This is a genomic window from Parabacteroides sp. CT06 (genome assembly GCF_002257605.1).
GTDB lineage: Bacteria > Bacteroidota > Bacteroidia > Bacteroidales > Tannerellaceae > Parabacteroides > Parabacteroides distasonis.
Genome location: NZ_CP022754.1, coordinates 23,432 through 48,798, shown reverse-complemented (window position 1 = coordinate 48,798; position 25,367 = coordinate 23,432). Strand labels below are relative to the sequence as shown.

The following is a 25,367-nucleotide window of genomic DNA, read 5'->3' as shown; positions in this document are numbered from 1 at the left end:
TTTATTTCGTGAACCAATAAAACACTATATGAGGCTTTTAGCATCTGCTATTTTAGCTTTGTGCGTACAATCCGTATGCGCCCAAAGCATATTGAAAGATCCGAAGGAACTTTCCGTGCTATTGAACGAGGTCGTGGTCACCGGTACGGGTACCGAACACTATCTGAAAGACGCCCCTGTGCAAACAGAGGTAATCACCGGCAAAGCCCTTGACAGTTACCAAGGACGCAGTATGCAAGATATTCTGGAAGGGCTGAACGCTTCCATCACCTTTAATCCGAGCGACATGGGTAGTGGCATCCAGATGAACGGATTAGGCAACGATTACATATTGATCCTTATCAATGGCAAACGGATCAACGGAGATACCGGCGGACAAAACGACTTGAGTATTATCAACCCCGCCAATATCGAACGTATCGAGATCGTAAAAGGTGCCGCCTCTTCCCTGTATGGCTCGGACGCTATCGCCGGTGTTATCAATATTATCACGAAAAAGAACCGGGATAAAGTGAGCCTATCGAATACGACTCGTGTCGGATCATATGGAGATATATTGGAAAGCGTACAAATCGGCTTTGGGCATAAGAGAGTGAATTCCACCACCTCACTTAGTACGACCCATACGGACGGCTGGCGAAATACGACCCAAGAATGGGACCATCACGAGGTAATGGATGGAACCGTGACACGAACCGTAAACCGATCCACGAACTTTACGCTAAGGGAGAACTTAACCTACAAAGTGAACGACCGGCTGAGCCTCTCGGCCGATGGCTCTTTTTACCAGAAATGGAATTATCGTCCGCACGGCGCATTCAAGTATTATACCTATGATCAATTCTACCGGAACTTCGATGTGGCCGGAGGAGCTAAATACACATTGGGAGGACTGAATTTTCTTTCGGTAGACCTAACTTATGGTAACTATAGTTATTTCTATAATTACCATCATAAAGATGTCACGAACTTCTTCGATCCGGAGACGGGTTTACGTATTACCCGTTATCCGGGGGAACATATTCTGGAAACCTCTCAACAACGTTTCCTAGGACAAGCCAAAAGCGTATTCCACCTCGGGGAAAACAATATCCTAAGCGCCGGACTCGAATATCAATACGATCATTTGAAATCTCCCCGGCGTATCGAGAACGGGAAAGCCTCCGTATTTACGGCTTCCGCTTATGTACAAGACGAATGGAACCCGACAGATCGGTTGAATGTGACGGTAGGTGGGCGCTTCGTCGTGCACCAAGAGTTCGGGGCTACGTTTACCCCTAAAGTCTCCGCCATGTACAAACTAGGCGACTTCAATATCCGAGCCACATACTCAAATGGATTTAAGGCTCCTACCTTAAAGGAGTTGCACGATGATTATATCACGCAGATCGGCGGCGGCCCGTGGAAACATTATTATGGTAATAAGGATTTAAAACCGCAAAAGTCCAATTATTATTCGGCGAGCGTAGAATATCATGCGTCGAACCTGCAGATCACGGTAACAGGATTCTACAACCGTATCAAGAACATGATCGCCCTGACCGAGATCCCGACAAGCGCCGAAGACCGATTGGATGAGATCGAGGCCAGCATGCAACACAAGAACTTATCCAAAGCCCGCTCTTTCGGGGGAGATATATCGCTCACCTATCAAATCCTATCTTCCTTGGCTATTGGTGGAGGCTATAGCTATACGGATGCCAAAGCGCAATATACGGATGATCCAGCCGACCCGAATTATATGCTCTACACCCCGATCAACGGAACCTCATTCCATAATGCCAATTGGAAACTAGCATGGAACCATGCGTGGAAAAAGTATAAATTGGATGTCACCTTGTTCGGCCGATACCAATCCACCCGCTTTTATATCACGGACGGTGATGGAAAAAGTTATCAGCTATGGCGATTGAATACCCGTCATAACGTATTGAAAAAGAAAAAATGGAACCTAGATATCAATGTCGGTATCGATAATATCTTCGATTATGTGGATCGTACCCCGTTCGGACGCCATCGTGGAACTACGTCTCCCGGACGGACTTGGTACGCCTCCTTTATCGTGAAATTTCAGAATAAACATAAACTATAAACAATCTTAAAAGTTAAATGCGATGAACAAATTTAAGTACCTTTTGCTTGCGGCGAGTCTATTTGCCTCAAGCGCAGTTTTTACCTCCTGTGATGATGGAGACGACGACAATACCGCAAACCCGGCGGAAGAAGTCGTAAAGGCAAGTAAGAAACATGACACGGCGATCTTGTTGTGTACATTCGGTAGCACATTCAAAGAGTCTATCAAGACTTACGACGCAACATTGGCCGATTTCCAGAACGCATTTCCCGACGCGGACATCTATTTGTCATTTACCTCCCGTACTTGCGTGAATCGTGTAGAGGCAGAGACCGGTATCGCACGTTATCAACCGGACCTTTGGTTACAAGCTCTAGGAAATGCCGGTTACAAGAAGGTAGCGGTACAGTCCTTACACATCATCCCGGGTGAGGAATACCTAAGCTTGATGAATACGGACGTGAAGAAGAAATTCATGATCGAGTCTTTCCCGAGTGTTCAAGTCGTAAAAAGCCCTTGTTTGGTATACGACGAGGATGATGTGGAAGCCGTAGCGAAAGTCCTATACAGCCACTACAGTGATAAATTGGCTGATAACAAGAACATCCTTTTATTAATGGGACATGGTAACCCGGATAAAAACTATAACGCAAATACGAAATACACGGAAACAGAAGAGGCTATGCAAGCCTTGGCCGCTAACAAGAATGTATTCGTAGGTACCGTTGATTACGGAGATATGTTGTTCTGGCCGGAAGAAGGCGAACCAAATGAGGAATGTGTCTATTCCAAACTTACCAAATACTGCGAGGATCACAACTTAAAACCGGAAGAGATCACGATCTCCTTAGCTCCGTTCATGTCTATTGCCGGAGACCATGCGCATAATGACCTTTGGGGTATCGAGGAGGGTGATGATTTCAGCGCTGCCGCTCCTAACGCCGACGCTTGCTGGAGACTAAAACTTTTGAAGATGGGCTTCAAGATTGACACGAAAGAAAGCCATAACGGAAGTTTAGAGAACTGTAAGATCATAGGCTTAGGCGATTACGACGCTGTTCGTCAGATCTGGGTGAACCATCTAAAAGCATTATATAATGATGCGGAGGCTTGGGAAACCGGAGAAGACTACCAGTAAATAATTGAGAATTGAGAATTGAAAATTGGTTCAGTAAGTACTCACTAATTTTCAATTCTCAATTGTTCAGTGTGTATATAATTTCTTTCGATCAAAAATCGTCGCCCGTTTATATTTCATGGCGAAACGGATGTGATCGATAAATAAAGACCGGATCGCCGGATTCTCACCTAGAGGCTTTAAATAAATATCCACATCGAAACCCTGTTGACGTAGCCCTTTCTGCCAGAAATCCGTAACCGTATTTTCCGTACCTCGAATCAGTACGAACATAAAAGGAATCAACTGCACACGCTTATGACCGGCTTGGCGCATTTGCTCACCTACATCCTCGATCGCAGGGAAACCCTCACGGGTTCCGGTATAATAATCTTTCATTCCTTTGGTCTGGAACATATACCCCAATTTCGCGTAAGCCGAGTTACTGGCATGATAAGTTCCGTGCGCCACCAATAACTTAGCCCCATTTTTAGTCACTCCAGAAGGTGAGGAAACCGCTTTCATCACCGCCTCATAATCGGTATCATCATATAACAAGGGATTACCTACACGCAAATCCTTAAACAAACCTTTTCGCTGTTCCGCCTCTTTGCGGATCGCTTCCATCTCCACACCCTCTATAATGATAGTCGGTTGGATAATTACATGGGTAAACCCTTGATCACGCAACTCCACCAAGGCGTCCGCCGGCAACTGAACCCAAACACCTTGCGCCCTCAACCGACTCACTACGCTACGGGCGCTATAAGCCTGCCGAACTTCCACGTCTGGGAAAGCCTCCTTGACACGCTTGTTCATCACATCAAGTACTTGGGTACGAGCTTCCGGGTAAGCACTCCCGAAATGTACCATCAAGATCGCTAACTTATCTCCCTTTTCCATGCTCTCCCGGATATCGGAAGCGTAAAACTCCCGCCCGGGTTTCGCCCATAATGAACAGGCGAACCCAAGCAGGAGTGAACAAACAAACATGGATCGTAAAAATCCCCTATACATTATTATATTAGTTGATAGTTGACATGTGACAGTTTACTGCTTGAAACGGACCAGAAGGCTGACGTAATAGGTACGGCCCGGGGTCAATGTAGCGTAATTGTAATTAAAGGGGCGATCGTCTACATAATCAAAAAGGTTCTCGATACCTACTCCCGGTTCCAACAAGAAATCGCCGGCTCTAAACGTATGGCTCGTATTGAGATTCCACAAGGAATATTTCGGCGCATATCCATAAGAAGTAGAATAACGTTCCCCTTGGATACGTCCGTTAAAATTCACGTTCAGCTTATACTTATTCCAAGTATGAGACCACATAGCCGCTACCGTACCACTATGCTTAACGGTCTTATCCAAAGGCTCATCCTCATATACGTTTTTTCCATCCATGAAACTATAGCCACCATTCAAGGTAAAGCCCGCTCCCAGATAACTATTGAAGGCCACGTTAATACCTTTGATCTTCGCTTTATCGATATTCGCACGCATCTGTATCTCATCATAATCCGTACCATGGGCGGTGTTATAAGCATCCCGTTCCGCCGTATCCAATATCTTATAGTTAATCAAGCTACGTACGTTATTCATAAAAGCAGACACGGACAAAGAGAAAAACCTCATCGTATATTCAGCGCTCAACGTGAAATTGTCGCTCTTCTCCGGGTCCAGATCCGGATTACCGATCGTAAGGCGAGTCGCTCCGGACGCTTTCTTCTCCGATTCCGTATACAACTCTTTCAATTCAGGTGTACGGAAACCAGCCGCATACGATCCGCGGAAATTAAAACCGCCTACCTTATACAGCAAAGCCACGTTAGGAGTCGCATAACTCTTAAAATTCTCATGGTAAATATAGCGCAAACCCGCGTATGCTTGGAAATGCTCATTGATATTGATCTCGTCTTGCGCATAAAATGCGGTCGTGTACATACTTTTACCCGTTATGTTATCCGTCTCACTGCTCAGTAACTCTTTAATGAACTCCGCACCAGCCGAAAGCTTATTATACTTGCCCAAACGAAAGATTCCCTTGACATTCAAGTTATGGTAATGAATCCGTTTCGTCATATCACTCTCTCCGCTTTTCTTTCCATCAAAGAAATCCTTATACGTACTATGATTGTCCGACAGATAATCAGCGTTCAAATAAGAGTTCTTATTAATCATGTATTGAGCGCCCGCCCCATAAGTGAACGTCTCTCTTCTCATATCATAGTTGGTCGTATTCACTTTATCCATCGGCATCGGACGATCGCTGGAACGTCCGAAGAAAGTACCACGCACATAAAAAGACAAACGATCCGTAGCGTCGTACGTGAAACGTTGGTTGATCACGTTCCGGTGAAATCCCTCGGAAGCTTGCTTATTGGTAGGAACCAACTCGCCTTTACTCTCCGTATAGGGATTTAATTGCCAACCATCGGCCCGTTGATATTGATAAGAAGTATATGAACCGAACTTCCCTACATTCACGTCCGCGTTGACCGACTGCAAGAATTGGTTCTTGCTACCATAACGGCTATTGCTCGTCACGTTCACCTTATTGCGGGAATCATCCGTGATGATATTGATAACGCCGGCGATCGCGTCGCTACCATACAAAGCGGAAGCGGCCCCGTTCAAGATCTCTACCCGCTTTACGTTAGACATATCGATACGGGAATAGGTATCATCGCCGGCCAAACGCTTACCGTTTTCCAAGATAACCACGTATTTCTCCGTCAATCCGTTCATATTCATCGTAGCCCCCTGTCCGTTTTCCATAAATACGATACTCGGATTCAGCTTGGTCATCGCATCTTGGAAATTGGTTACGCTCGCCTCTTTCAAGTCTTTTCCCGTAAGCACTTTCACGGGAATAGGGGAATTACTCATGCGGCGATGCGAACCGGTACCGGTTACCACCACTTGATCGATATTCACATACTTTTCTTTCAACTTAATAACGACATCTTTTTCCGAGTGATCCGTTTGATACACGCCCTGTTCATAGCCAAGGTAAGTCACACGAATACGATGGTTGCCATCCGGAAGGTTCAGCTCAAATTTTCCGCCCGCATCCGTAGTTGTACCATTTAATGATTCCGACACACGGATATTCGCACCCGGGATCGGCTCATTACTTTCATCCACGACTTTACCCTGTAAACGCACCTGCGCAAGTGATACGTTTATCACACAGCTTACAGCTAAAGCCGCGCACAAACACTTTCTTCTCATAAACGATTTGTTATTATGTATATTTCCGCTTTCCTGACCCCGAGAAAAACAGCAATAAAAACGCTTGGCAGGTTTCCTGACTTACCTCGTAGAAAACGACCTTCCCGTCTTTTACAGACAGTGGTATGAGAAATGTTTTCTACTTTACAAAAGCTTACAGTAGCGGGCACTGCTCCGGATTCACACCGGATTCCCTCTTTATGACGAAACCGGATGGTTTTACGTCATCACCAAAACGGGGGCAAAAGTATGAATTATTTTATATAAACAAAAATATATCCCGGCTTATGTTCTTTAAAAGCTTTACAAAGAGAAGCTTATAACACATCACATCACCAAAAAAGGAAAACAAAAGCAATCATACAAGACACAAAGTTTTCCAAAACTTTTTACAATACACTACAAATTAACACCTTAACATAATTTAATCAGCAAAAAGTTTTCCAAAAAGAAAATCATATGGAGTAATAAGATACCTTTGCACGCATAATCAATCACAAATTAATCGACATCATGATACAGACAGTTGTTAAACGGGACGGGCGTATCGTTGGCTTCAACGAGGAGAAGATAGTAACCGCTATCCGTAAAGCCATGTTGCATACAGACAAGGGAGAAGATATGCAACTGATTCGCCAGATCACAGATCATATCTCATTCAAGGGAGAACCTCAAATGACCGTAGAGGCGATTCAAGATGCCGTGGAACTGGAATTGATGGCCAGTAGCCGGAAGGACGTAGCGCAGAAATATATCGCTTACCGAAATCAGCGAAGCGTAGCCCGCAAGGCGAAAACACGGGATATGTTCTTGGAGATTATCAATATCAAATCCAACGATATCACCCGTGAGAATGCGAATATGAACGCCGATACACCCGCCGGCATGATGATGAAATTCTCCAGCGAGACCACCAAACCGTTTGTCGATGACTATTTATTGAGCGAGGAGGTCAAGGAAGCCGTATCAAACAACTATCTCCATATTCATGATAAAGATTATTATCCGACTAAAAGCTTGACCTGCGTACAACACCCGTTGGATCGCATCCTAAAATACGGGTTCTCCGCCGGTCATGGCGAATCACGTCCGGCTAAACGAATCGAAACCGCTAGTATCCTTGGCTGTATCTCTCTAGAGACCGCCCAAAACGAGATGCATGGCGGACAGGCGATACCGGCGTTCGATTTCTACCTAGCACCTTACGTACGTAATAGCTTTATCGAGGAAGTAAAGACCTTAGAGGATTTATACGGGCAGGATTTCTCCCACTTATATAATAAGCCTATCGACGATTACCTGACACAGACCTTGGATGGATTAAGCGGTGATAGACGGGTTATACAACATGCCATCAACCGCACGGTAAGCCGTGTACACCAATCGATGGAGGCTTTTATCCATAATATGAACACAATCCATTCCCGTGGAGGCAACCAAGTGGTATTCAGCTCCATCAATTATGGAACCGACACCTCGGCGGAAGGTCGTTGCATCATCCGGGAGTTATTAAAAAGTACTTACAGAGGCGTAGGTAACGGCGAAACCGCTATCTTCCCGATCCAGATATGGAAAAAGAAACGAGGCGTAAGTTATCTGCCGGAAGACCGCAACTACGATCTTTACCAATTGGCCTGCAAGGTCACCGCCCGTCGTTTCTTCCCGAACTTCTTGAATCTCGACGCAACCTTCAACCAAAGCGAGGATTGGAAAGCGGACGATCCTCAGCGCTATATCCACGAGGTAGCGACCATGGGATGCCGTACCCGTGTATTCGAGAATCGTTTCGGACCGAAGACTTCTATCGGACGAGGTAATCTCTCTTTCTCGACGATCAATATCGTGCGATTGGCTATCGAGTGCATGCAGGTGGAGAACAAGGAAGAGCGTATCGCCCTATTTTTCGCTAAACTGGATCATATGCTGGAACTTACGGCTCGTCAGTTGCATGAGCGTATGGAGTTCCAGAAAACCGCTTACGCGAAGCAATTCCCGTTGTTGATGTCTTCCTTGTGGTTAGGCTCGGAAAAATTGAAGCCTAACGATTCGATTGCCTCCGTTATCAACCAAGGCACCTTGGGTATCGGCTTTATCGGACTGGCCGAATGTCTGGTGGCCCTTACCGGTAAGCATCATGGCGAAGATGAGGATTCGCAAGCCTTAGGCATAAGGATCGTTACGTATATCCGGGATCGTGCCAACCAATTCTCTGAGCAATACCAACACAATTATAGCGTACTGGCAACTCCGGCAGAAGGCTTGTCCGGCAAGTTCACGGGAAAAGATCGTAAGCAGTTCGGATCGCTCCCCGGTATCACGGATCGGGATTATTATACGAACTCTAATCACGTCCCGGTATATTACAAGTGCAGCGCCCGTCATAAAGCCGAAGTGGAAGCTCCTTATCATGATTTGACTCGTGGCGGCCATATCTTTTACGTAGAGATGGATGGCGACGCTACCCATAACCCCGAAGCGATCATGCGTGTCGTGGATATGATGGATAAATACAATATCGGATACGGTTCCGTAAACCATAACCGTAACCGTTGTCTGGATTGTGGCTACGAGAACTCCACCCCGAATCTGGAAGCCTGCCCGAAATGCGGCAGCAAACACTTGGACAAACTTCAACGCATCACCGGTTACTTGGTAGGAACCACCGACCGTTGGAACAACGCCAAGCTATCCGAGCTGAACGACCGTGTCACCCACAACTAATTTTCAATTACCATGTTGTCCATCATAGATATCATCGAAGATACCACCGTAGACGGTCCGGGATTCCGGACCGCCATCTATGCGGCGGGTTGCCCGAACAAATGCCCGGGTTGCCACAACCCCGAATCATGGGACATCCATAAAGGGAAGAAAGTAAGAACGGAAGAGATCGTGGAGAAAGTGCTGGCTGACGAATTCGCCAACGTCACCTTCAGTGGAGGAGATCCCATGTTCCAACCGGAAGGCTTCACCGAGGTAGCCAAGGCGATCAAGGCAAAAAGCCAAAAGACGATCTGGTGCTACACGGGATATAAATTCGAGGACCTGATAAAGAACCCGGCACAAGCCGCCTTATTATCCTATATCGACGTATTGGTAGATGGCCGCTACAAACAAACCCTTCGGGATGAGAGCCTTTTATTCCGGGGAAGCAGCAACCAACGGTTAATTGACGTACAAGCTTCTTTAAATAAAAAGGAAATCGTAACATACAAGTACAACCCTTTCATTTAAGGAAATTCTCCAATTATAGCCCGGATATTAACAAGATTTCATACCTTTGTCCCGAATTGGTTCCGTTTCACCCAACCGGGGTTACGGATTAAAAGGGAATCAGGTGTAATTCCTGAACAGTCCCGTTGCTGTGAAGCTCTATTTCAAACATTCCGGAAACACTTTCGCCACTGGTATATAAGGATATATATCGGGAAGGCTTTCGGGATGGGAGTCAGTCAGAAGACCTGCCAGTTAGGGAGAAGTCGTTCGCGAGGACAGAGCGGCTTGGTACGAATCATTTTCTAAACAGGTTTTAAATAATGGTGTTATCCTTTGCTAGAAAGGGATACCTCGCTTGCGTATTATCGATGCTGGCGATAGGTATGTCCCATGGACAAAGCAAACTCGACTCTATCCAACACTTGGACGAAGTTACGGTCACGGCCCGGAGTTTCAGCTTTAAAGAGGTAATTCCTTCCCAAAAACTATCGGGGAAAGAATTACAAAATTTGAACAGTCACACGGTAGCGGATGCTTTACGCTACTTCTCGGGTGTCCAATTGAAAGACTATGGGGGCGTAGGAGGTATCAAGACAGTAAATATCCGAAGTATGGGAACGAACCACATGGGTGTTTTCTACGACGGCATCGAATTAAGCAACGCGCAAAACGGACAAGTAGACCTTGGAATGTATTCCTTAGACAATATCGAGGAGATTTCTTTATACAATGGCCAGAAGAGCGATATTTTCCAATCCGCAAAAGATTTCGGTGCGGCCGGTACGCTTTATCTGCGTTCTCGTCGTCCTCGTTTCGAAGATGGAAAAACAACGAATATCCGTGCCACGATGAAAGTCGGTTCTTTCGACGTTATCAACCCCTCGGCGCTGTTCGAATATAAGATATCAGAAAACATAGCCGCCTCTTTCAGCGCCGAATGGTTAAGCGGAAGCGGTAAATACAAATTTCGTTACCGCCGTATCAACCCTGCCGGAGAGATCGCTTACGATACGACCGCCGTCCGGGAAAACGGGGATATCAACGCCACCCGCCTAGAGGCCGGATTGTATGGCAAGATGAGCGACGGTACTTGGAATCTTAAGTTCTACAACTACAATTCCGAACGAGGTATCCCGGGGGCTATCGTAAACAACGTATGGCGACGCGGCGAACGAGTATGGGATACGAACTCTTTCATGCAAGGCTCCTATATCAAAGAAATCAATAGTAAATTCAAGACACAGGTCAATGCGAAATACGCTTTCTACCGTACGCATTATGTGAACAACGACGACAAGCTGATTCATGTAGATAACCTGTATAAGCAACGGGAGATTTACCTATCTTCCGCTAATGTCTACTCCATCCTCTCGAACTGGGATGTCTCTGCTTCTTACGACTTGCAATGGAACAAGATGAACGCCGATATGTATGGATTCGTTTACCCGGAACGCTTCACCAACCTCCTTTCGGTCGCTACGGCGCTCCGGTTAGGAAAAGTAAAATTACAGGCCAGCGGACTGGCGACTTTTATCAACGACCGTGTAGAAGAAGGCCCCGCACCGAAAGCCCGGCAAATCCTTACACCCGCCGTATTCGCCTCCTACAAGCCGTTCGAGAAACAAGACTTTAATGTACGCGCTTTCTATAAACGGATCTTCCGTATGCCTACCTTCAACGATTTGTATTACGCCGATATGGGAAACTCCAAATTAAACCCGGAATACGTAACCCAATATGATGCCGGCTTCGCTTACACGAAAACATGGGAGAACTATCTTTTCTATCGCTTCAAGATACAGGCGGATGGTTATTACAACAAGGTGAAAGACAAGATCATCGCTTACCCCAAAGGCCAGCAGTTCCGTTGGACGATGCTGAATTTGGGTAAGGTAGAAATCAAAGGTATAGATGTCAGTACGGAAACGACCGTCAATCCGGTAAAAGATTTGTTCGTCACGCTACGCGTACAATACACCTATCAAAAGGCCCAAGACTTCACGGATCCCTCGGATACCTATTACGGAGATCAAATCCCTTATATCCCTTGGCATAGCGGCTCCGCCATCGCACAAGCCTCTTTCAAGGGATGGAACCTCAACTATAGTTTCATATATGTGGGAGAGCGGTATAACCAGCAGGAAAATATCAAATACAATTATACGCAACCGTGGTACACCAGCGACATCTCCTTGTCGAAAGATTTGAAATTCAAATTCGGACTTATCAAGGCTGCCGTAGAGGTAAACAACCTGTTAAGCCAAGACTACGACGTGATCCTGAATTATCCGATGCCGAAACGAAATTACAAAGTGTCTTTAACGATCGAGATATGAAAAGACATACATTATATATAATAGGTATCCTGATCGGTTGCGCTTTTTCATCCTGCCGTAAGATCGAGATCGTAGTTCCATCGGAATACGAGCTGGTCTCCGATGGTATCCACCCCGAGGCGAATCCTCAAGGGATGTATTTAGTGAACGAGGGGAATATGGGAAGCAATAAATGTACGCTGGATTATCTGGATTACGTGAACGGTTATTATATCCGTAACCTCTACTCGGAACGGAACCCAAACGTGGTCAAGGAGTTGGGCGATGTAGGCAATGATATCCAGATTTACGGAAGTAAGCTATATGTTGTAGTCAATTGTTCCCATAAAGTAGAAGTATTGGACGCCCGGACTTGTGAGCGGATCACGCAAATAGACATTCCTAACTGCCGGTACATCCGTTTTTACCGGGGAAACGCCTATGTAACCTCTTATGTCGGCCCCGTGCAAATCGACCCGAATGCTCCACAAGGAGCCGTATATCGGGTAGACACGACCAGCCTGAAAATAGACGCTAAAGTCATTGTCGGCTACCAGCCGGATGAATTAGAGATTTTGGGTGAATATATCTACGTAGCGAATTCCGGAGGCTACCGTGCTCCGGAGTACGACAATACGGTTTCCGTCATCGAACTAAACCGTTTCAAGCAAGTCCAAAAGATTCCGGTAGGGATCAATCTGCACCGTATCCGTGCGGATAAATACGGTAAATTATGGGTAACTTCTCGGGGAGATTACGATACGGTACATTCCAACCTGTATGTACTGGAAAAGCGAAAAGGATATAATGAGATGGTGGTTACCGATACCCTGAATATCCCTTGCTCCAACCTTTGCATCAGCGGAGATTCCCTCTTCTATTACAGTACGGAATGGAACGTGAATACGCAGAGCAACACCATCTCGTACGGGATCATAGATGTCCGTACGAAAGAGGTGATCAGCACGAACTTTATCACCGACGGTAGCGAGAAAGACATCCGTATCCCTTACGGGATCATGGTCCATCCCTATACAAAAGATATCTTCGTCACCGACGCCAAGAATTACGTATCCAGCGGAACCCTCTATTGCTACGATAAGAACGGGATACGGAAATGGGGCGTACGTACCGGGGATATCCCCGCCCATATGGTTTTCCTTTATAAATAGAACAGCGTTATGAGACAAGTTTTATATCTATTCATTTCAGGTTTCCTAGCATTTCTATCCTGTACCCAAGACAAGATACAGATGGTTAGCTTGGGTATCGATGATGTCTATTATCTGCCCCGCATGAAAACTTATCTACTCAGCCCGGCTTTTACCGGCGACGAGTATCGGTGGACACTTCACCGGAACGGGACGGACTCTCTCGTATCTACCGAACGTTCTTATATCTTCCTCGCAAAAGATACGGGCACCTATCAGATGACCTTCGAAATCATCGATAAGGAGACCCCCTATAAGCACGATTTTCGTTTCGAGGTGATGCAGGAGGAAATAGAATATAGCCCTTATTTATCCAAAGTGTACGACTTTTGTCCCGCACCGGGTCAGTTTGTCAATACGATGCCCGAATACGAGGAAGGCGATACGAAAGAAACCATACTGAAAAAGGTAGAGGAGAATATCTCCGGTACGAACGACGTGATGATCTCCCTCGGAGGATACGGAGGATATGTTATCTTCGGTTTCGATCATACGGTCATCAACGTCAAAGGGAAAAAGGACTTTATGATCCTCGGAAACTCTTTCTATTCCGACCTACCGGAGTATCAAGAGAAAAAGGGAGGCAGTTGCGAGCCCGGCATTGTCATGGTCTCTTTCGACACGAACCAGAACGGCTTACCGGACGACGAATGGTACGAGCTGGCCGGTAGCGAGTACTATAAACCGGAAACCGTCAAGAATTATCGTATTACCTATGATCGCCCGGATCCCGACAAGATTCCCGAGCCGGACATGAGCCAGCAATGGAGTGATGCCACCTATCTGTCGTGGAAGGATAACCAAGGCAATACCGGCTATTTGCCAAAAAACGTGTACCACACGCAGAGCTATTATCCGGAGTGGATCGAGGAGAGCACCTTGACTTTTACCGGAACCAGATTGAGGGATAACGCCACGGACGAAAGCGGTACAGGCAAATACTACGTGCTCTACTCCTATCCATGGGGATATGTAGATAACCACCCGAACGATTATCAAGATCTAAATAGCTTCGATATCGAATGGGCCGTAGATGCGGAAGGTAATAAAGTAGAATTACCCGGTATTGATTTTATCAAGGTGTACACGGCGGTAAACCAATATTGCGGTTGGATCGGGGAAACCTCGACAGAGATCATCCGTGCGCAGGATTTACACATCGCCCCCCCCTCCATCATCGTTCCAGATCCGGTAAGCGAGCAAATGAAATTACAATATGATCAAGCAATCCTAAAAATAAAAGGCTTATGAAAAAGACGATTACCTTATTTCTCTGTACGTTCGCCACGAGCGGCCTAATGGCCCAAGGCAACACCTCATGGATGGCCGCCGGCATAGATCCGGCCCAAATGAGGGATGTACCGTCACAATCTTCCATCCTGCGTTCTACGGATATGGATTACAGTCAGGGTACATTTATCGTAAACGAGGACTGGTACGGCCATCAGAACAGCACCGTCAATTTCCTCACCCATGATGGGGAATGGCACTATCGTGTCTTCCAGACCGAGAATCCGGGTCATGAGCTGGGATGTACCACGCAATTCGGTACCATCTATGGCGATAAATTCTACCTTGTCTCTAAGCAAGAGCGCGATCCCGGGGCAAAAATCACCGGAAGCCGATTTGCCGTATGCGATGCCAAGACCATGAAGGTGATCAAGGAGTTCAAATATATCGCCCAAAACGCCGAGGGTAAATCCATAGCCGATGGCCGCTCTTATCTTCCGGTAGACGAGCACAAAGGCTATATAGGAACCAGCAACGGTATCTGGATCTACGATAGCGATAAGATGACGATCGGCAAACAAATAGAAGGTTCCGGAAATCCGAACGCCGATGGATACGGTGAATTGTATTATGCCCAGATCGGAACCATGGTACGTGCCAACGACCTTGTCTTTGCCGTCCATCAACAATATGGTCTATTAATAATAGACCCGAAAACCGATAAAATTATCCGTACCATCGCCGCCCCGATCGAGAAAGAGACCGTAAAAGGGCAAGAGAAGGAGATTCAACGAGGCTTCGGCTCTATCGTTCAGTCCAAGGATGGTACACTTTGGATCAGCATGACCCAGAATACGGCCGGGGATGGTTCCGCCTTGGAATATATGCTAAACTTGAACCCCTATACCTTTAAGGTGGACACGGTAAAGATCCCGTTAAGCGAGACCATCGGTGTCGTTCCGAACTCTTGGTACGCATGGACCGCCGACGGTTTCTGCGCCAGTGCCAAAGAAAATAAGATTTACTGGAACGGACAACCGAAAGAAGGCAGTTGGTTCACGGGGTATCAAATCTGTGGGTATGATATTGACAAGAAGCAATTTTTCCAGCTAATCGACCTCCGAAAACAGGACTGGGATTGGCGCTTGTACGGAACCGGATTTCGCCTTAACCCAAAAACCGACGAGCTATACACCTTCTTGTATCATGAGTTCCAAGATCCTACGCACATGTTAGCTCGTATAAATAACAAAGGCGAAGTGGTACAAGAATATTCGATGATCGTCAACTATTGGTTCCCCGCTATCCCGGTTTTCCCGGATAACGCAGTACCTGTCGTTTCCTCCAGCTTCCCTTCTTCTATAAGTCTGACGGAAGACAAGCCTGTCTATAAACTTGCTCTAGGTAATATGGTTAGTGACGCAGACAATATGGATGCCGCCATCGTGAAATCAATCTCCTCCGTTACGCCCTCATCTCCTATCAGCGCAATTATTCGTAACGACTCATTAATTGTCAGTACTACTACCACGATCAATGAGGATCATAAGTCCACGATAACGATCCGCTTCAACTCCAATGGGAAGATCGTCACGAAAGACCTTCTTGTTAGCACGGGGAACCCTCCGACAAGCGTAGAAAAAGTCTCACGGCCAACACTTAATCTCTATCCCAATCCAGCGGTAAATACCATACAAATCAATATCGGCACAACCGCCACCGTAGAGATTTACACGACGAACGGTACTAGGGTCCAAAAAACGGCGATCAATCCGGGTGAATTTATTGACGTAAGCCATTTATCCCAAGGTCTCTATTTCATCCGTGTGATCACTGGAGAAAAGACAGAGACCGTAAGGATGATTAAGAAATAAAAAAATTCCTTACCTTTGTGCCCGAATTGGTTTCGTAATGCCTATTCGGGCATACGGATTAAAAGGGAATCCGGTGAGAATCCGGAACAGTCCCGCTGCTGTGAAACTCCTTTAACATTCTAATACTACTTTCGCCACTGGCTCAAGGTAGTCGGGAAGGCATTAGGATGGGAGCTAGTCAGAAGACCTGCCATTCATTTAAGATTCATATCCTCGTGGGCTAGGATATAGAGTACAACATAAGAATTAAAAGAAATGATGACAGACAAGGAAGTATTGTTGTTACGGCGCAAATTGGATCTTTTGCTCCGTACGGGAAAATTATTGATGGAAAGTGCCGCTGACACGAATCGTATCGAGCGAAACATGAAACGAGTTGCCGCCTTTATGGGTATCCCCGAGGAGAAGTTGCATATCGATATCCGATGGACCATGATCATGGTGAACGTAAGCGATGAGCGAAACTCCTTCTCTAAATTCCAGAAATGCGAGAAGCACGGTATTAACATGACGACAATCTCACAGGTAAGCAAGCTTTCTTGGCGGGCGATCGAACAAGATTATTCCTTGGATAAATATGAGGAAGAACTGGAGAAGATCGTTCACCAACCCCGGAATTATACCCCTTATATCGTAGCCATTGGAGCAGGATTTGCTTGCGGAGGATTCTGTAAATTATTCGGATGCGACTGGATGGCATTCCTATTCGCTTCCATTTGCGCTTTCGTCGGGTTTAGGGTACGAGCCCGCTGTGTCGAGGCCGGACTTAACGTATATATGAGTATCGCGGCGGCGGCTTTCGTATCCACCTGTTTGGCATACGCATCCTCTTTCTCAGGACTATCCGATACGCCTTATCATCCATTATTAGCCTGTGCCCTGTTTATCGTACCGGGTGTTCCCTTGATCAACTTCGTGGATGATATGCTGGACAATCATTTGCTGGTCGGTATTACCCGAGCCTCTAATACAGTCATGATGGTAGCCGCCATGACTTTCGGTATCGCATTCGCCATGCGGGTACTTGTCATGAACGATGTCGAGATCGATCATAAGTTCAGTGAATTGAGTATGGTTCCACATGATCCGTACTACATATACGCGATAGCGGCGGCAATTTCAGCCATGGGTTTCTCCATGATATTCAACATCCAACGTCGACTATTATGGGTAGTGGCCGTAGGAGGTATCATTGCGGTATGTACCCGTAACTTTGTGAACTTCGAATTAGGTTATGGTCCTGTGATCGGCTCGTTTATGGGAAGTTTCGTAGTCAGTGTATTGGCTGTGAAAGCGGTTCATTGGTGCCATGTTCCCAATCACGTATTGACGATTCCATCTGTCATTCCTATGATTCCGGGAGTACTCATGTATCGCTCATTACTGGCATTTATAAACCTGCATGGAGTAGTCGGTGAGGTCACAAACGCATTCTTCAACGGGATCAATTCCGCACTCATCATTCTTTGTATCTCACTCGGTGTAGCTGTCCCGAACATCTTCGCCCGTCGTTACATCGCCAAAGATCGCCAACGACATTTACAAGAGGAACTGGAAAAGCGCCGAGAAAGAGGGAAGTTCATTGAATGGTGAAAAAACTTTTCCATAAAGATTAGTCCGGGAAAAACTGTCGCATAAGGATATGCCAAATTGTTTAATACGTTCAATATATTTAACATATTTCATTAAAAAAAGTCCTATCAATACTATATTTTTGTGACGTTTTGGTGATAGATGTTGCATTCCGCAAGTCTATAAAAGGGAATTTCGGTTAGATTCCGGAACAGAGCCCGCTACTGTAAAACCCATAAGGAGGAAAGCTTCTTCATACCACTGTCTTTTTTAAAGATGGGAAGGTCGCTTTCTAGGTTAGTCAGGAAACCTGCCAGACAAAAATAAGGAATAGATTCTTCCGGGATTTTGGGGAATCATTGGATCGATTGCACTGGAGATGTAAACTGCGTAATTAATTTTTATACATTATGAGACATTTTTATTTGTTCCTGCTAATTGTTAGCGGGATTGTTTTGTCTGGCACCCGAATGATCGCTCAAAGTAGGCCATCGGTGGGAAGTATCAGAGTCGTATCCGGTACGATCGTAGATGAGAATAACAAGGCGATGGCGAACATTGTCATTTACATCAAGGGTACTGATATACGAGTTATTTCAGATACGGACGGGTATTTCTCCTTACCACTCAAGGACACGAAGGACCACGTACTGATCACCAACAGTTACAACACCGTCTCGGCAATCCGAGATATTCCCGCGGGAGAAGGGAATTACGAGATGGATATCCAGTTATCTTACAAGCTACTAGGACTACCCGAGGTAGATATCGTCGGGGCGAAACCACAGAGTTATAACTCCGACATCGCTAATTCGGCTACCCGTATGGATATCCCCGTAATGGAAATACCCGGAACTGTAGGCGTAGCGACCCGGAAATTATTGGAAGACCAACAGGCTACCACCATGACCGAGGCCATAAGGAACCTAGGCGGCGTGAAAGGCGGACCTTCCGGTGAGGCTTCCAACATCAACGAGGTCTTCTCTTCCCGTGGTTTCTCCATGACGAACTCCCGTAACTATTTCAGGAACGGGGTACGATACCTAAAGTTCTCGAACGACGCTCTATCCAGTATCGAGCGCATAGAGATCCTCAAAGGCCCAGCATCTGTCCTTTATGGAGCGGTAGAGCCCGGAGGTATCATCAACTTTATCACCAAGCCGACCTTATATACGCCCCGGTATGGCGCAACGATCAGATACGGCAGTTACGACTATAAGCAAGCCTCTATCGACATTTCCGGCCCACTGAACGCCAAAAAGACCATCCGTTATCGCTTGAACGGAATGTATGAGGATGCCGATAAATTCAGGAAACCGCAAAACAGCAAACGATACGACATCACCCCAGTCATCGACATTGACTTAGGACGCAAGACCACCCTTAATATCGATGCCGATATCTTCCGGGATAAAAGGACACAGGATCCGGGCGTTTTGCATATCAACAATGAGGTGATAGATAACGGATTCAAGACATTCCTCGGCGAACCGTGGGCCTATGGCAAATTTACCAATAATAGCGTTGGTTTCCAGTTGACCCACCGTTTCAACCAGAACTGGTCATTCAGAAGTTCCGCCCGCCAATATTTCACGCATGAGGATCGTCTGTATTTCCAGATGAAAACCCCTCAGAAGGACAGCACGATTACCCGCCGTTTGGCACATTGGGACGCAAAAATCAATTATACCAATGTATTGGAGGAATTGAACGGCAGCTTCAAGACGGGCTTCATCCAGCATAAAGTAATAGCGGGCTTGGAATACGGATGGCTTACCAACCGAAGGAAAGTAAAAGGGAATATGTACACCCCGATTAGTTATGTTCATCCGGAATATTCCGAAAAACCAGTTGATTTCGAGATGGAACAGAGTACAGACTTACGTATCACCCAACGTACCTACGCGATCTATCTACAAGACCAAGTAAGCTTTTCCGCTCAATGGAAGTTATTGCTTGGCGCCCGTGCAGACTGGGTGAACGATAAACAAGATAATTATATTAAGGATAAAAAAACGGATGAAAACAATTTTGCCATCTCGCCTCGTGTGGGTCTTGTTTATCTGCCCATGCCCGACTTGAGCCTATATGCTACCTACAGTCAGTCTTTTGTCCCTCAATCCGGGCAAACGAAGGATGGCGAGGCATTCGACCCGATTACCTCTAAACAATGGGAAGCGGGAGTCAAGAAATCATTCTTCAACGATCGCTTGAGCACCAGTCTGGCTTTCTATACCTTGTCGAAGACCAACTTGCCGACGATAGACCCGGAAGACGAGGAATATAAGATACTGATCGGCAAGCAGACCAGCAAAGGTATAGAGCTTTCGGTAAACGGAGAGATCACCCCCAGTTGGAGCGTAGCCTTCAATTACGCATATACGCATGCCGAGGTAACGAAAACGAACGACGAGACCTATCCCGTAGGTACGCAACTGGCCAATATCTCACCAAGCCAGTTCAACCTATGGACCTCCTACCTAATCCGTAAAGGCCCGGTTAAAGGCTTATCTTTCGGCGGTGGTTGGTACTTCCAAGGTAAATCCTACGGAAACATGGCACATACGATCGATCTGGACGCCTATCATCTGGTTGACTGTTTCGTGGCTTACAAGCGCAGTTTCTACAAGATCTCGGCGAACTTGAAAAACGTATTCAACCAAGAATATTATACCGGATCCCAAGGGAACTATCTTTTATTCCCCGGCTCGGCCAGGATGCTGATGGTTATGCTAGCGGTCAACTTCTAAAAAAGGCACAAGACATGTCGCATAATTCGATCATTAGAAAGATCATAGTAAAGTTACATTTATACACCGGACTCATATTAGGGCTAATAATAACCCTAATATGCCTCTCCGGCACAGCGATCGTGTACAAGCCGGAACTTGAAAAACTATCTGTCAAGGATATCGCTTTTGTCAAGCCAGCCTCCCGAACCGTGTCGCCGCAAACTTTGCTAGAGAACGTAAGGCACGAATATCCACAAGCTAAGATCAATAATATGGTCTTATACGGAGGCGAGGATTGCGCCTACAGTTTCCGTACTACATTCCCGGATGAGAAAGGCCGTATCCAGATCTATGTCAATCCCTATACAGGGGAAGTTACGGGAGTGGACAGATACCGGCATAAGGTTTTTCAATGGTTATACGACTTTCACGTGAACCTGCTATTGAAAAAGCAAGGAGCTACCATCGTCGCCTTATCGGGATTCCTGTTGATTTTCCTAACTCTATCCGGCTTTCTATTATTACCCAAGCGTCGTATCTTCTCCGTGAACCGAAAGATGGGCTTGAGAGCCAAGCTTTTCAAGTCACATTCCATCATAGGTATATGTACATCCCTCTTTTTGCTGGTCATCGCTTTTACCGGCTCCTACTTCGGGTTCAAGAAAGAATATCAATCTTTCTTTGAATCCATATCCGCAGGAAAAGCAGTCGCACCGGCACCAAAAACTGATAAATACACAGGTGATTGGGTATCATTGGATTCCGTTTTAACGACCGCCCAAGAAGAGTTCAAAGAGGGAACCCCGACAATGATATTCTTCCCGAAAGACAACACGTCTGTTTTCTCCGTACGGATGTATCGGGAAGGGGACTTCGAAAGAACTGGAAGCAACCATATCTACATCCATCCTATTACCGGCAAGGTCGTCGCCATAAACCTCTGGAAAGACAAACCGGCCGCCGAGAAGCTTGTCCGCTCCATGTACTTTGTCCACTTCGGCACTTTCCTCGGGCACTTCTCCAGAATCCTATGGATCCTCATAAGCCTAGCCGTACCGTTCCTCTATTTCACGGGAGTTTACCTTTGGGTTATTCGCAATCGGCAGAAACATTTCCCTTTCCGGTAAACATAAGTCCAGTAAATCGCATCGCATAAGGAAATTTCGTATATTCGTAATATTGTGTAATTAGGAAAAAAGAAATGTCATGGCACAAATAACGATTCCTTATGCGGTAGCGGATTTTATATTTACGGGAGCGTAAATTCTATTATGTGGATAAAACGAACTTTATCCCCAGATTGGAGAATTATAATGCCCCGGTCTTCCTGCGTCCCCGTCGTTTCGGGAAAAGCCTACTCGTATCCACTCTTGCCTGTTACTACGATCGCACCAAGGCCGATCGCTTCGAAGAATTGTTCGGCGGCACTTGGATCGGGGAATACCCAACGGAGGAACATAGCCGCTACATGGTCGTGCGTTATGGCTTCTCCGCTATGGTCATGGCCAATGACATGGAAGGGTTGGAGCGGAATTTCAACCTCTTGAACTGTTCTCCAGTAGAAATCATGGTAACACACAACCGGGACTTATTCCAAGACTTCCAGTTTACCACCAAAGGCAATGCCTCCCAAATGCTGGAGGAGGCTTTGGGGTACGCCCGCGAGCATGGCCTTCCAAAAGTATATATCTTGATCGATGAGTACGATAATTTCACCAACCAATTATTGACCGCCTACAAGGACCCACTGTATGAGCAAATAACCACGAAGGATAGTTTCCTGCGTACCTTCTTCAAGGTTATAAAGAAACGACGAGTTGCCGTATAACGTTCCCGACCTATCCAGTAAGCTCAATAAGAAGAAGTTCTTCGATAAGACCTTTTATCCTGTCAGCCTCTTCTATCTGGGTATGACTACGCTACGTAACAATTATCGCATGGTAGCCCAACCTCACGATGCGCAGTATCTACATGGACTATTATAACGAGACGAACCATATAGAAGGTGGTGCCCCCCGTTATGTACCCACCTACGAACGCTTCACGGAAGACCGCTGTTTCGAGCCGTTGGTGCAAAACTATTTCGAGCAGTATCTCGGGCAGTTCCCGGCGTAGGTGTTCGACAAGATCAACGAGAACTTTATCCGTTGCTCCTTCTTCGAGCTTTGCTCCCGCTACCTAAGCAGCTATTATACGTTCGCCATCGAGCAGAACAACTCCGTAGGCTGTTCCAATTTCGAAATGACCGGCATACCCGGCACAAACTATTATAAAGATGACCGATTGGTGGAATTCAAGTATTTCAAGGCGAAAGAGGCCGAACACATGCTGGCGCTAAACGATCCCCGCCCCGAGGACGTGGCGCAAGTACGTGCTTACGCCAAGGATACCAAACAGAAATTCCCTGTATATAATGTACGCTCGTACATTGTATATATCTGCGCTAATAAAGGATGGAAATGCTGGGAGGTTACCGAATAAAGCCTAGCCGTGCCACTCCTCCATTTCACGGAGTTAACTTCATCGGTAAAGTAAGTTAACTCCATCGACAAAGTAAGTTAACTTAAATGGCAAAGTAAGTTAACTTACCAAATCGGGGTTTCCCAATCATATAAGAATCCACTAACCAAAAGTAAATATTCCGGCAAATTCCGATTCTCGGACCACTTCATCTCTATACCGAACAACTCCGAGGTAGTACGTCCCAGATCGAACCCACAGGCCTCAAGGGAACGACGAATCCGCAAGGGGTAGCGGCAAGCCTTACCAGATCTACGTGTACACTCTTCCCAAGGGCAAAGTATACAACTACCGGCATAAAACGCCCGCCCATTATATTCCTCCTCCAACGCAAGAAGACGTTTATCCAATCGGCTCCTTTCCCTATGCATCAACTCTTGCCCCGCTTCCACCGCATCCGGCACATCCAATACGACAGGAGTAATCCGCGTACAAACAATCAATAGATTCCGAAAACCGGATAAATAGTCCTCCGAATCATTAAAAGGCGGACAACTCCAACAGTTTCCATACCTACGGCACTCCCGGCAATAGGCCATGAAACGCCGCTCATCCCGATAACGTAAGATATAATCATCCACAGGGATGGTTCTTGTATAATCGTAACTTTTATATTCGATCATATGAAAAGAAAATTTTCTTGTAAAGAAATAAAAAAATCAGCAACTACATACATTATAATACAGGGAACACAGTACAGCTACACGTGAAGCTTTCAATGAAAAAACAATGGCATGGTATTATGGTGGTATACTCCGGGATCGTCGCAAAGAACGCAAATTAATCCAAAAGCTAGCTTGTAGTTCGATAAAAGATATATGATCTTACCATTATAAGATGTATGATCTTACCGTTGTAAGATGTATAATCTTATCGCCGTAAGATCATACATCTTTCACGGAATCTGTAACGCTAGAGTACTCTCAAGAGCAAGAGAGAGCACTCTAGCGAAATCAAGAGATGATTTACTTCACAACAAACTTAACAGAGACTTTCTCTGTACCTTTTACCGCTGTAAAGCCATAAACACCTTTATTCAAGTTTACTGTTTTCACGTCATCAGAAGAGGTGATCACATAAGTAGATACTACAGAACCTGCGGTGTTCGTGATGTAACCGGTATAACCGGCTAGATCTTTTACACGCAAGGTATTGTCGGAATAAGAGATGTTTGCGGTTGCGGCCGCTGATTTCGTGGCTGTACCGGTTACGGTTACTTTACAGTACGTGTTATATTTACCATTAGCTGTAATTAATTTGATTTCAGTTGTACCCGGAGCTACAGCCGTAACTTTACCCGTTTGGTCAACTGTCGCAACAGCAGTATTCTTAGAAGACCATACCGCACCAGTCAAAGAAGCATAAGTAGATTGTACAGATGCTGTTAATTGTTCCGTTACGTTTCCACTTAAGGATATGGCTTTCTTATTAAGCCAAATGATAGGAGTTGCCGCTACTAAATTATCACCCGGTTCTGTTCCCGATGTCGTTCCCATAAAACTATTCCAGCTCCAAGCATCCCAAGTACCATTCTGGACTTTTCGGCTTGATGCCCCGTATCCGGAATAAGAGAAATCTTGAGTATAGGAATCACGAACGAAATAACTCCAATAACCGGAATACCAACCAGCGAACCAATGAACATTTGATGCTGTTGAAGCTGTCCAATAGTCATAATCATAATATGGACCACCTGAAATATTTGCATCAAAAGGATGATAAATCACGCCATCATCTTCACCCTCCGAAATTGCGGTAGCAGCCATTTCCTCTGTAGTCTCTTTATCATAAGGATATTTGAATTTAGCACTTGCTCCCTCATAATCAAAGGTCACCTCTACATCACTCCTAAATTCGCTATATCCAATACCATTAATCGTTGATCCCATCCAACCGGTGTATTGCACTAAACCGATCAAACGAGGATCCGCTTTCATTACTGCCTCAAATAGGCTCAATCCAGAAATAGTATCTACATCAGCAGACCACCGATATCCCCAAACCATATTATCTGGTACAGTTTTATTCGTGTCATGCCAAGTCAAAACTATAGCCGCACGGTTTTCACCATCACCTACCCAGAAATCAATACTGTCAAAAGAAAAAGTACGGTTACTCCTTGCGGACATCAAAGCCGCTTTCTGTTTTTCCGCCGGTAAATCCGAACGTAACACACCTTGTACCATACGCTGTGCGCTGATACTTCCCGCCATTAAGATTAATGCGAGAAAAAGATAAAGCTTTTTCATGCTCATCAATGTTTAATTTGTTA

15 protein-coding genes, 1 pseudogene and 4 riboswitches are annotated in these 25,367 nt (G+C 45.8%); of the genes and pseudogenes, 12 read left to right on the top strand and 4 right to left on the bottom strand.

Annotation, left to right across the window (positions count from 1 at the left end; genetic code table 11):
• Positions 1-28 precede the first annotated feature (28 nt).
• Both CI960_RS00145 and CI960_RS00140 read left to right on the top strand, forming a co-directional pair.
• A complete protein-coding gene (locus tag CI960_RS00145; RefSeq protein WP_005859642.1) occupies positions 29-2,092 on the top strand; it encodes a TonB-dependent siderophore receptor in 2,064 nt (687 codons plus the stop codon).
• 22 nt (positions 2,093-2,114) lie between these two features.
• Entirely contained in the window at positions 2,115-3,212 is a 1,098-nt protein-coding gene (locus CI960_RS00140; RefSeq protein WP_005859644.1) for a sirohydrochlorin cobaltochelatase, read from the top strand.
• Between the two features lie 66 nt (positions 3,213-3,278).
• Here CI960_RS00140 and CI960_RS00135 read toward each other — a convergent pair whose 3' ends face one another.
• Together CI960_RS00135 and CI960_RS00130 are read right to left on the bottom strand one after the other, a co-directional pair.
• Positions 3,279-4,208, bottom strand: a complete 930-nt coding sequence (locus CI960_RS00135; RefSeq protein WP_005859646.1) for a sirohydrochlorin cobaltochelatase — start codon at positions 4,206-4,208, stop codon at positions 3,279-3,281.
• Positions 4,209-4,241: 33 nt separating this feature from the next.
• A complete protein-coding gene (locus CI960_RS00130) occupies positions 4,242-6,425 on the bottom strand; it encodes a TonB-dependent receptor (protein WP_005859648.1) in 2,184 nt (727 codons plus the stop codon).
• 48 nt (positions 6,426-6,473) lie between these two features.
• Positions 6,474-6,675, bottom strand: a riboswitch (cobalamin riboswitch).
• Positions 6,676-6,938: 263 nt separating this feature from the next.
• On the opposite strand from CI960_RS00130, the gene CI960_RS00125 reads away from it, so the two are divergent.
• The 10 genes and pseudogenes from CI960_RS00125 to CI960_RS00080 all read left to right on the top strand — a co-directional run bounded on the left by CI960_RS00125 (position 6,939) and on the right by CI960_RS00080 (position 23,056).
• A complete protein-coding gene (locus CI960_RS00125) occupies positions 6,939-9,146 on the top strand; it encodes an anaerobic ribonucleoside triphosphate reductase (RefSeq protein WP_005859650.1) in 2,208 nt (735 codons plus the stop codon).
• A gap of 12 nt (positions 9,147-9,158) precedes the next feature.
• Positions 9,159-9,659 (top strand): anaerobic ribonucleoside-triphosphate reductase activating protein, encoded by a 501-nt coding sequence (gene nrdG, locus CI960_RS00120; RefSeq protein WP_005859652.1) that lies wholly within the window; start codon positions 9,159-9,161, stop codon positions 9,657-9,659.
• Positions 9,660-9,699: 40 nt separating this feature from the next.
• Positions 9,700-9,909: riboswitch (cobalamin riboswitch) on the top strand.
• Positions 9,910-9,961: 52 nt separating this feature from the next.
• Positions 9,962-11,977 (top strand): TonB-dependent receptor, encoded by a 2,016-nt coding sequence (locus CI960_RS00115; RefSeq protein WP_005859654.1) that lies wholly within the window; start codon positions 9,962-9,964, stop codon positions 11,975-11,977.
• Positions 11,974-13,128, top strand: coding sequence for a YncE family protein (locus CI960_RS00110; protein ID WP_005859656.1), 1,155 nt, complete (start codon positions 11,974-11,976; stop codon positions 13,126-13,128). The genes CI960_RS00115 and CI960_RS00110 overlap by 4 nt, the downstream gene beginning before the upstream one ends.
• 9 nt (positions 13,129-13,137) lie before the next feature.
• Positions 13,138-14,418: a hypothetical protein gene (locus tag CI960_RS00105; protein ID WP_005859658.1), complete on the top strand. Its 1,281-nt coding sequence runs from the start codon at positions 13,138-13,140 to the stop codon at positions 14,416-14,418.
• Entirely contained in the window at positions 14,415-16,271 is a 1,857-nt protein-coding gene (locus CI960_RS00100; protein WP_005859660.1) for a DUF5074 domain-containing protein, read from the top strand. The genes CI960_RS00105 and CI960_RS00100 overlap by 4 nt, the downstream gene beginning before the upstream one ends.
• 10 nt (positions 16,272-16,281) lie before the next feature.
• Positions 16,282-16,481: riboswitch (cobalamin riboswitch) on the top strand.
• Between the two features lie 45 nt (positions 16,482-16,526).
• Positions 16,527-17,864: a threonine/serine exporter ThrE family protein gene (locus tag CI960_RS00095; RefSeq protein ID WP_005859662.1), complete on the top strand. Its 1,338-nt coding sequence runs from the start codon at positions 16,527-16,529 to the stop codon at positions 17,862-17,864.
• A gap of 115 nt (positions 17,865-17,979) precedes the next feature.
• Positions 17,980-18,176, top strand: a riboswitch (cobalamin riboswitch).
• Between the two features lie 161 nt (positions 18,177-18,337).
• Positions 18,338-20,593, top strand: coding sequence for a TonB-dependent siderophore receptor (locus tag CI960_RS00090; RefSeq protein ID WP_226766582.1), 2,256 nt, complete (start codon positions 18,338-18,340; stop codon positions 20,591-20,593).
• Between the two features lie 14 nt (positions 20,594-20,607).
• Entirely contained in the window at positions 20,608-21,702 is a 1,095-nt protein-coding gene (locus CI960_RS00085; RefSeq protein ID WP_005859667.1) for a PepSY domain-containing protein, read from the top strand.
• Between the two features lie 79 nt (positions 21,703-21,781).
• Positions 21,782-23,056, top strand: a pseudogene (locus CI960_RS00080) (AAA family ATPase).
• Positions 23,057-23,160: 104 nt separating this feature from the next.
• On the opposite strand, the gene CI960_RS00075 reads toward CI960_RS00080, so the two are convergent.
• Entirely contained in the window at positions 23,161-23,718 is a 558-nt protein-coding gene (locus CI960_RS00075; RefSeq protein ID WP_005859673.1) for a DUF2284 domain-containing protein, read from the bottom strand.
• 342 nt (positions 23,719-24,060) lie between these two features.
• On the bottom strand, positions 24,061-25,350 hold the full coding sequence (locus CI960_RS00065; RefSeq protein ID WP_036629091.1) for an Ig-like domain-containing protein: 1,290 nt from the start codon (positions 25,348-25,350) through the stop codon (positions 24,061-24,063).
• Positions 25,351-25,367: the final 17 nt, after the last annotated feature.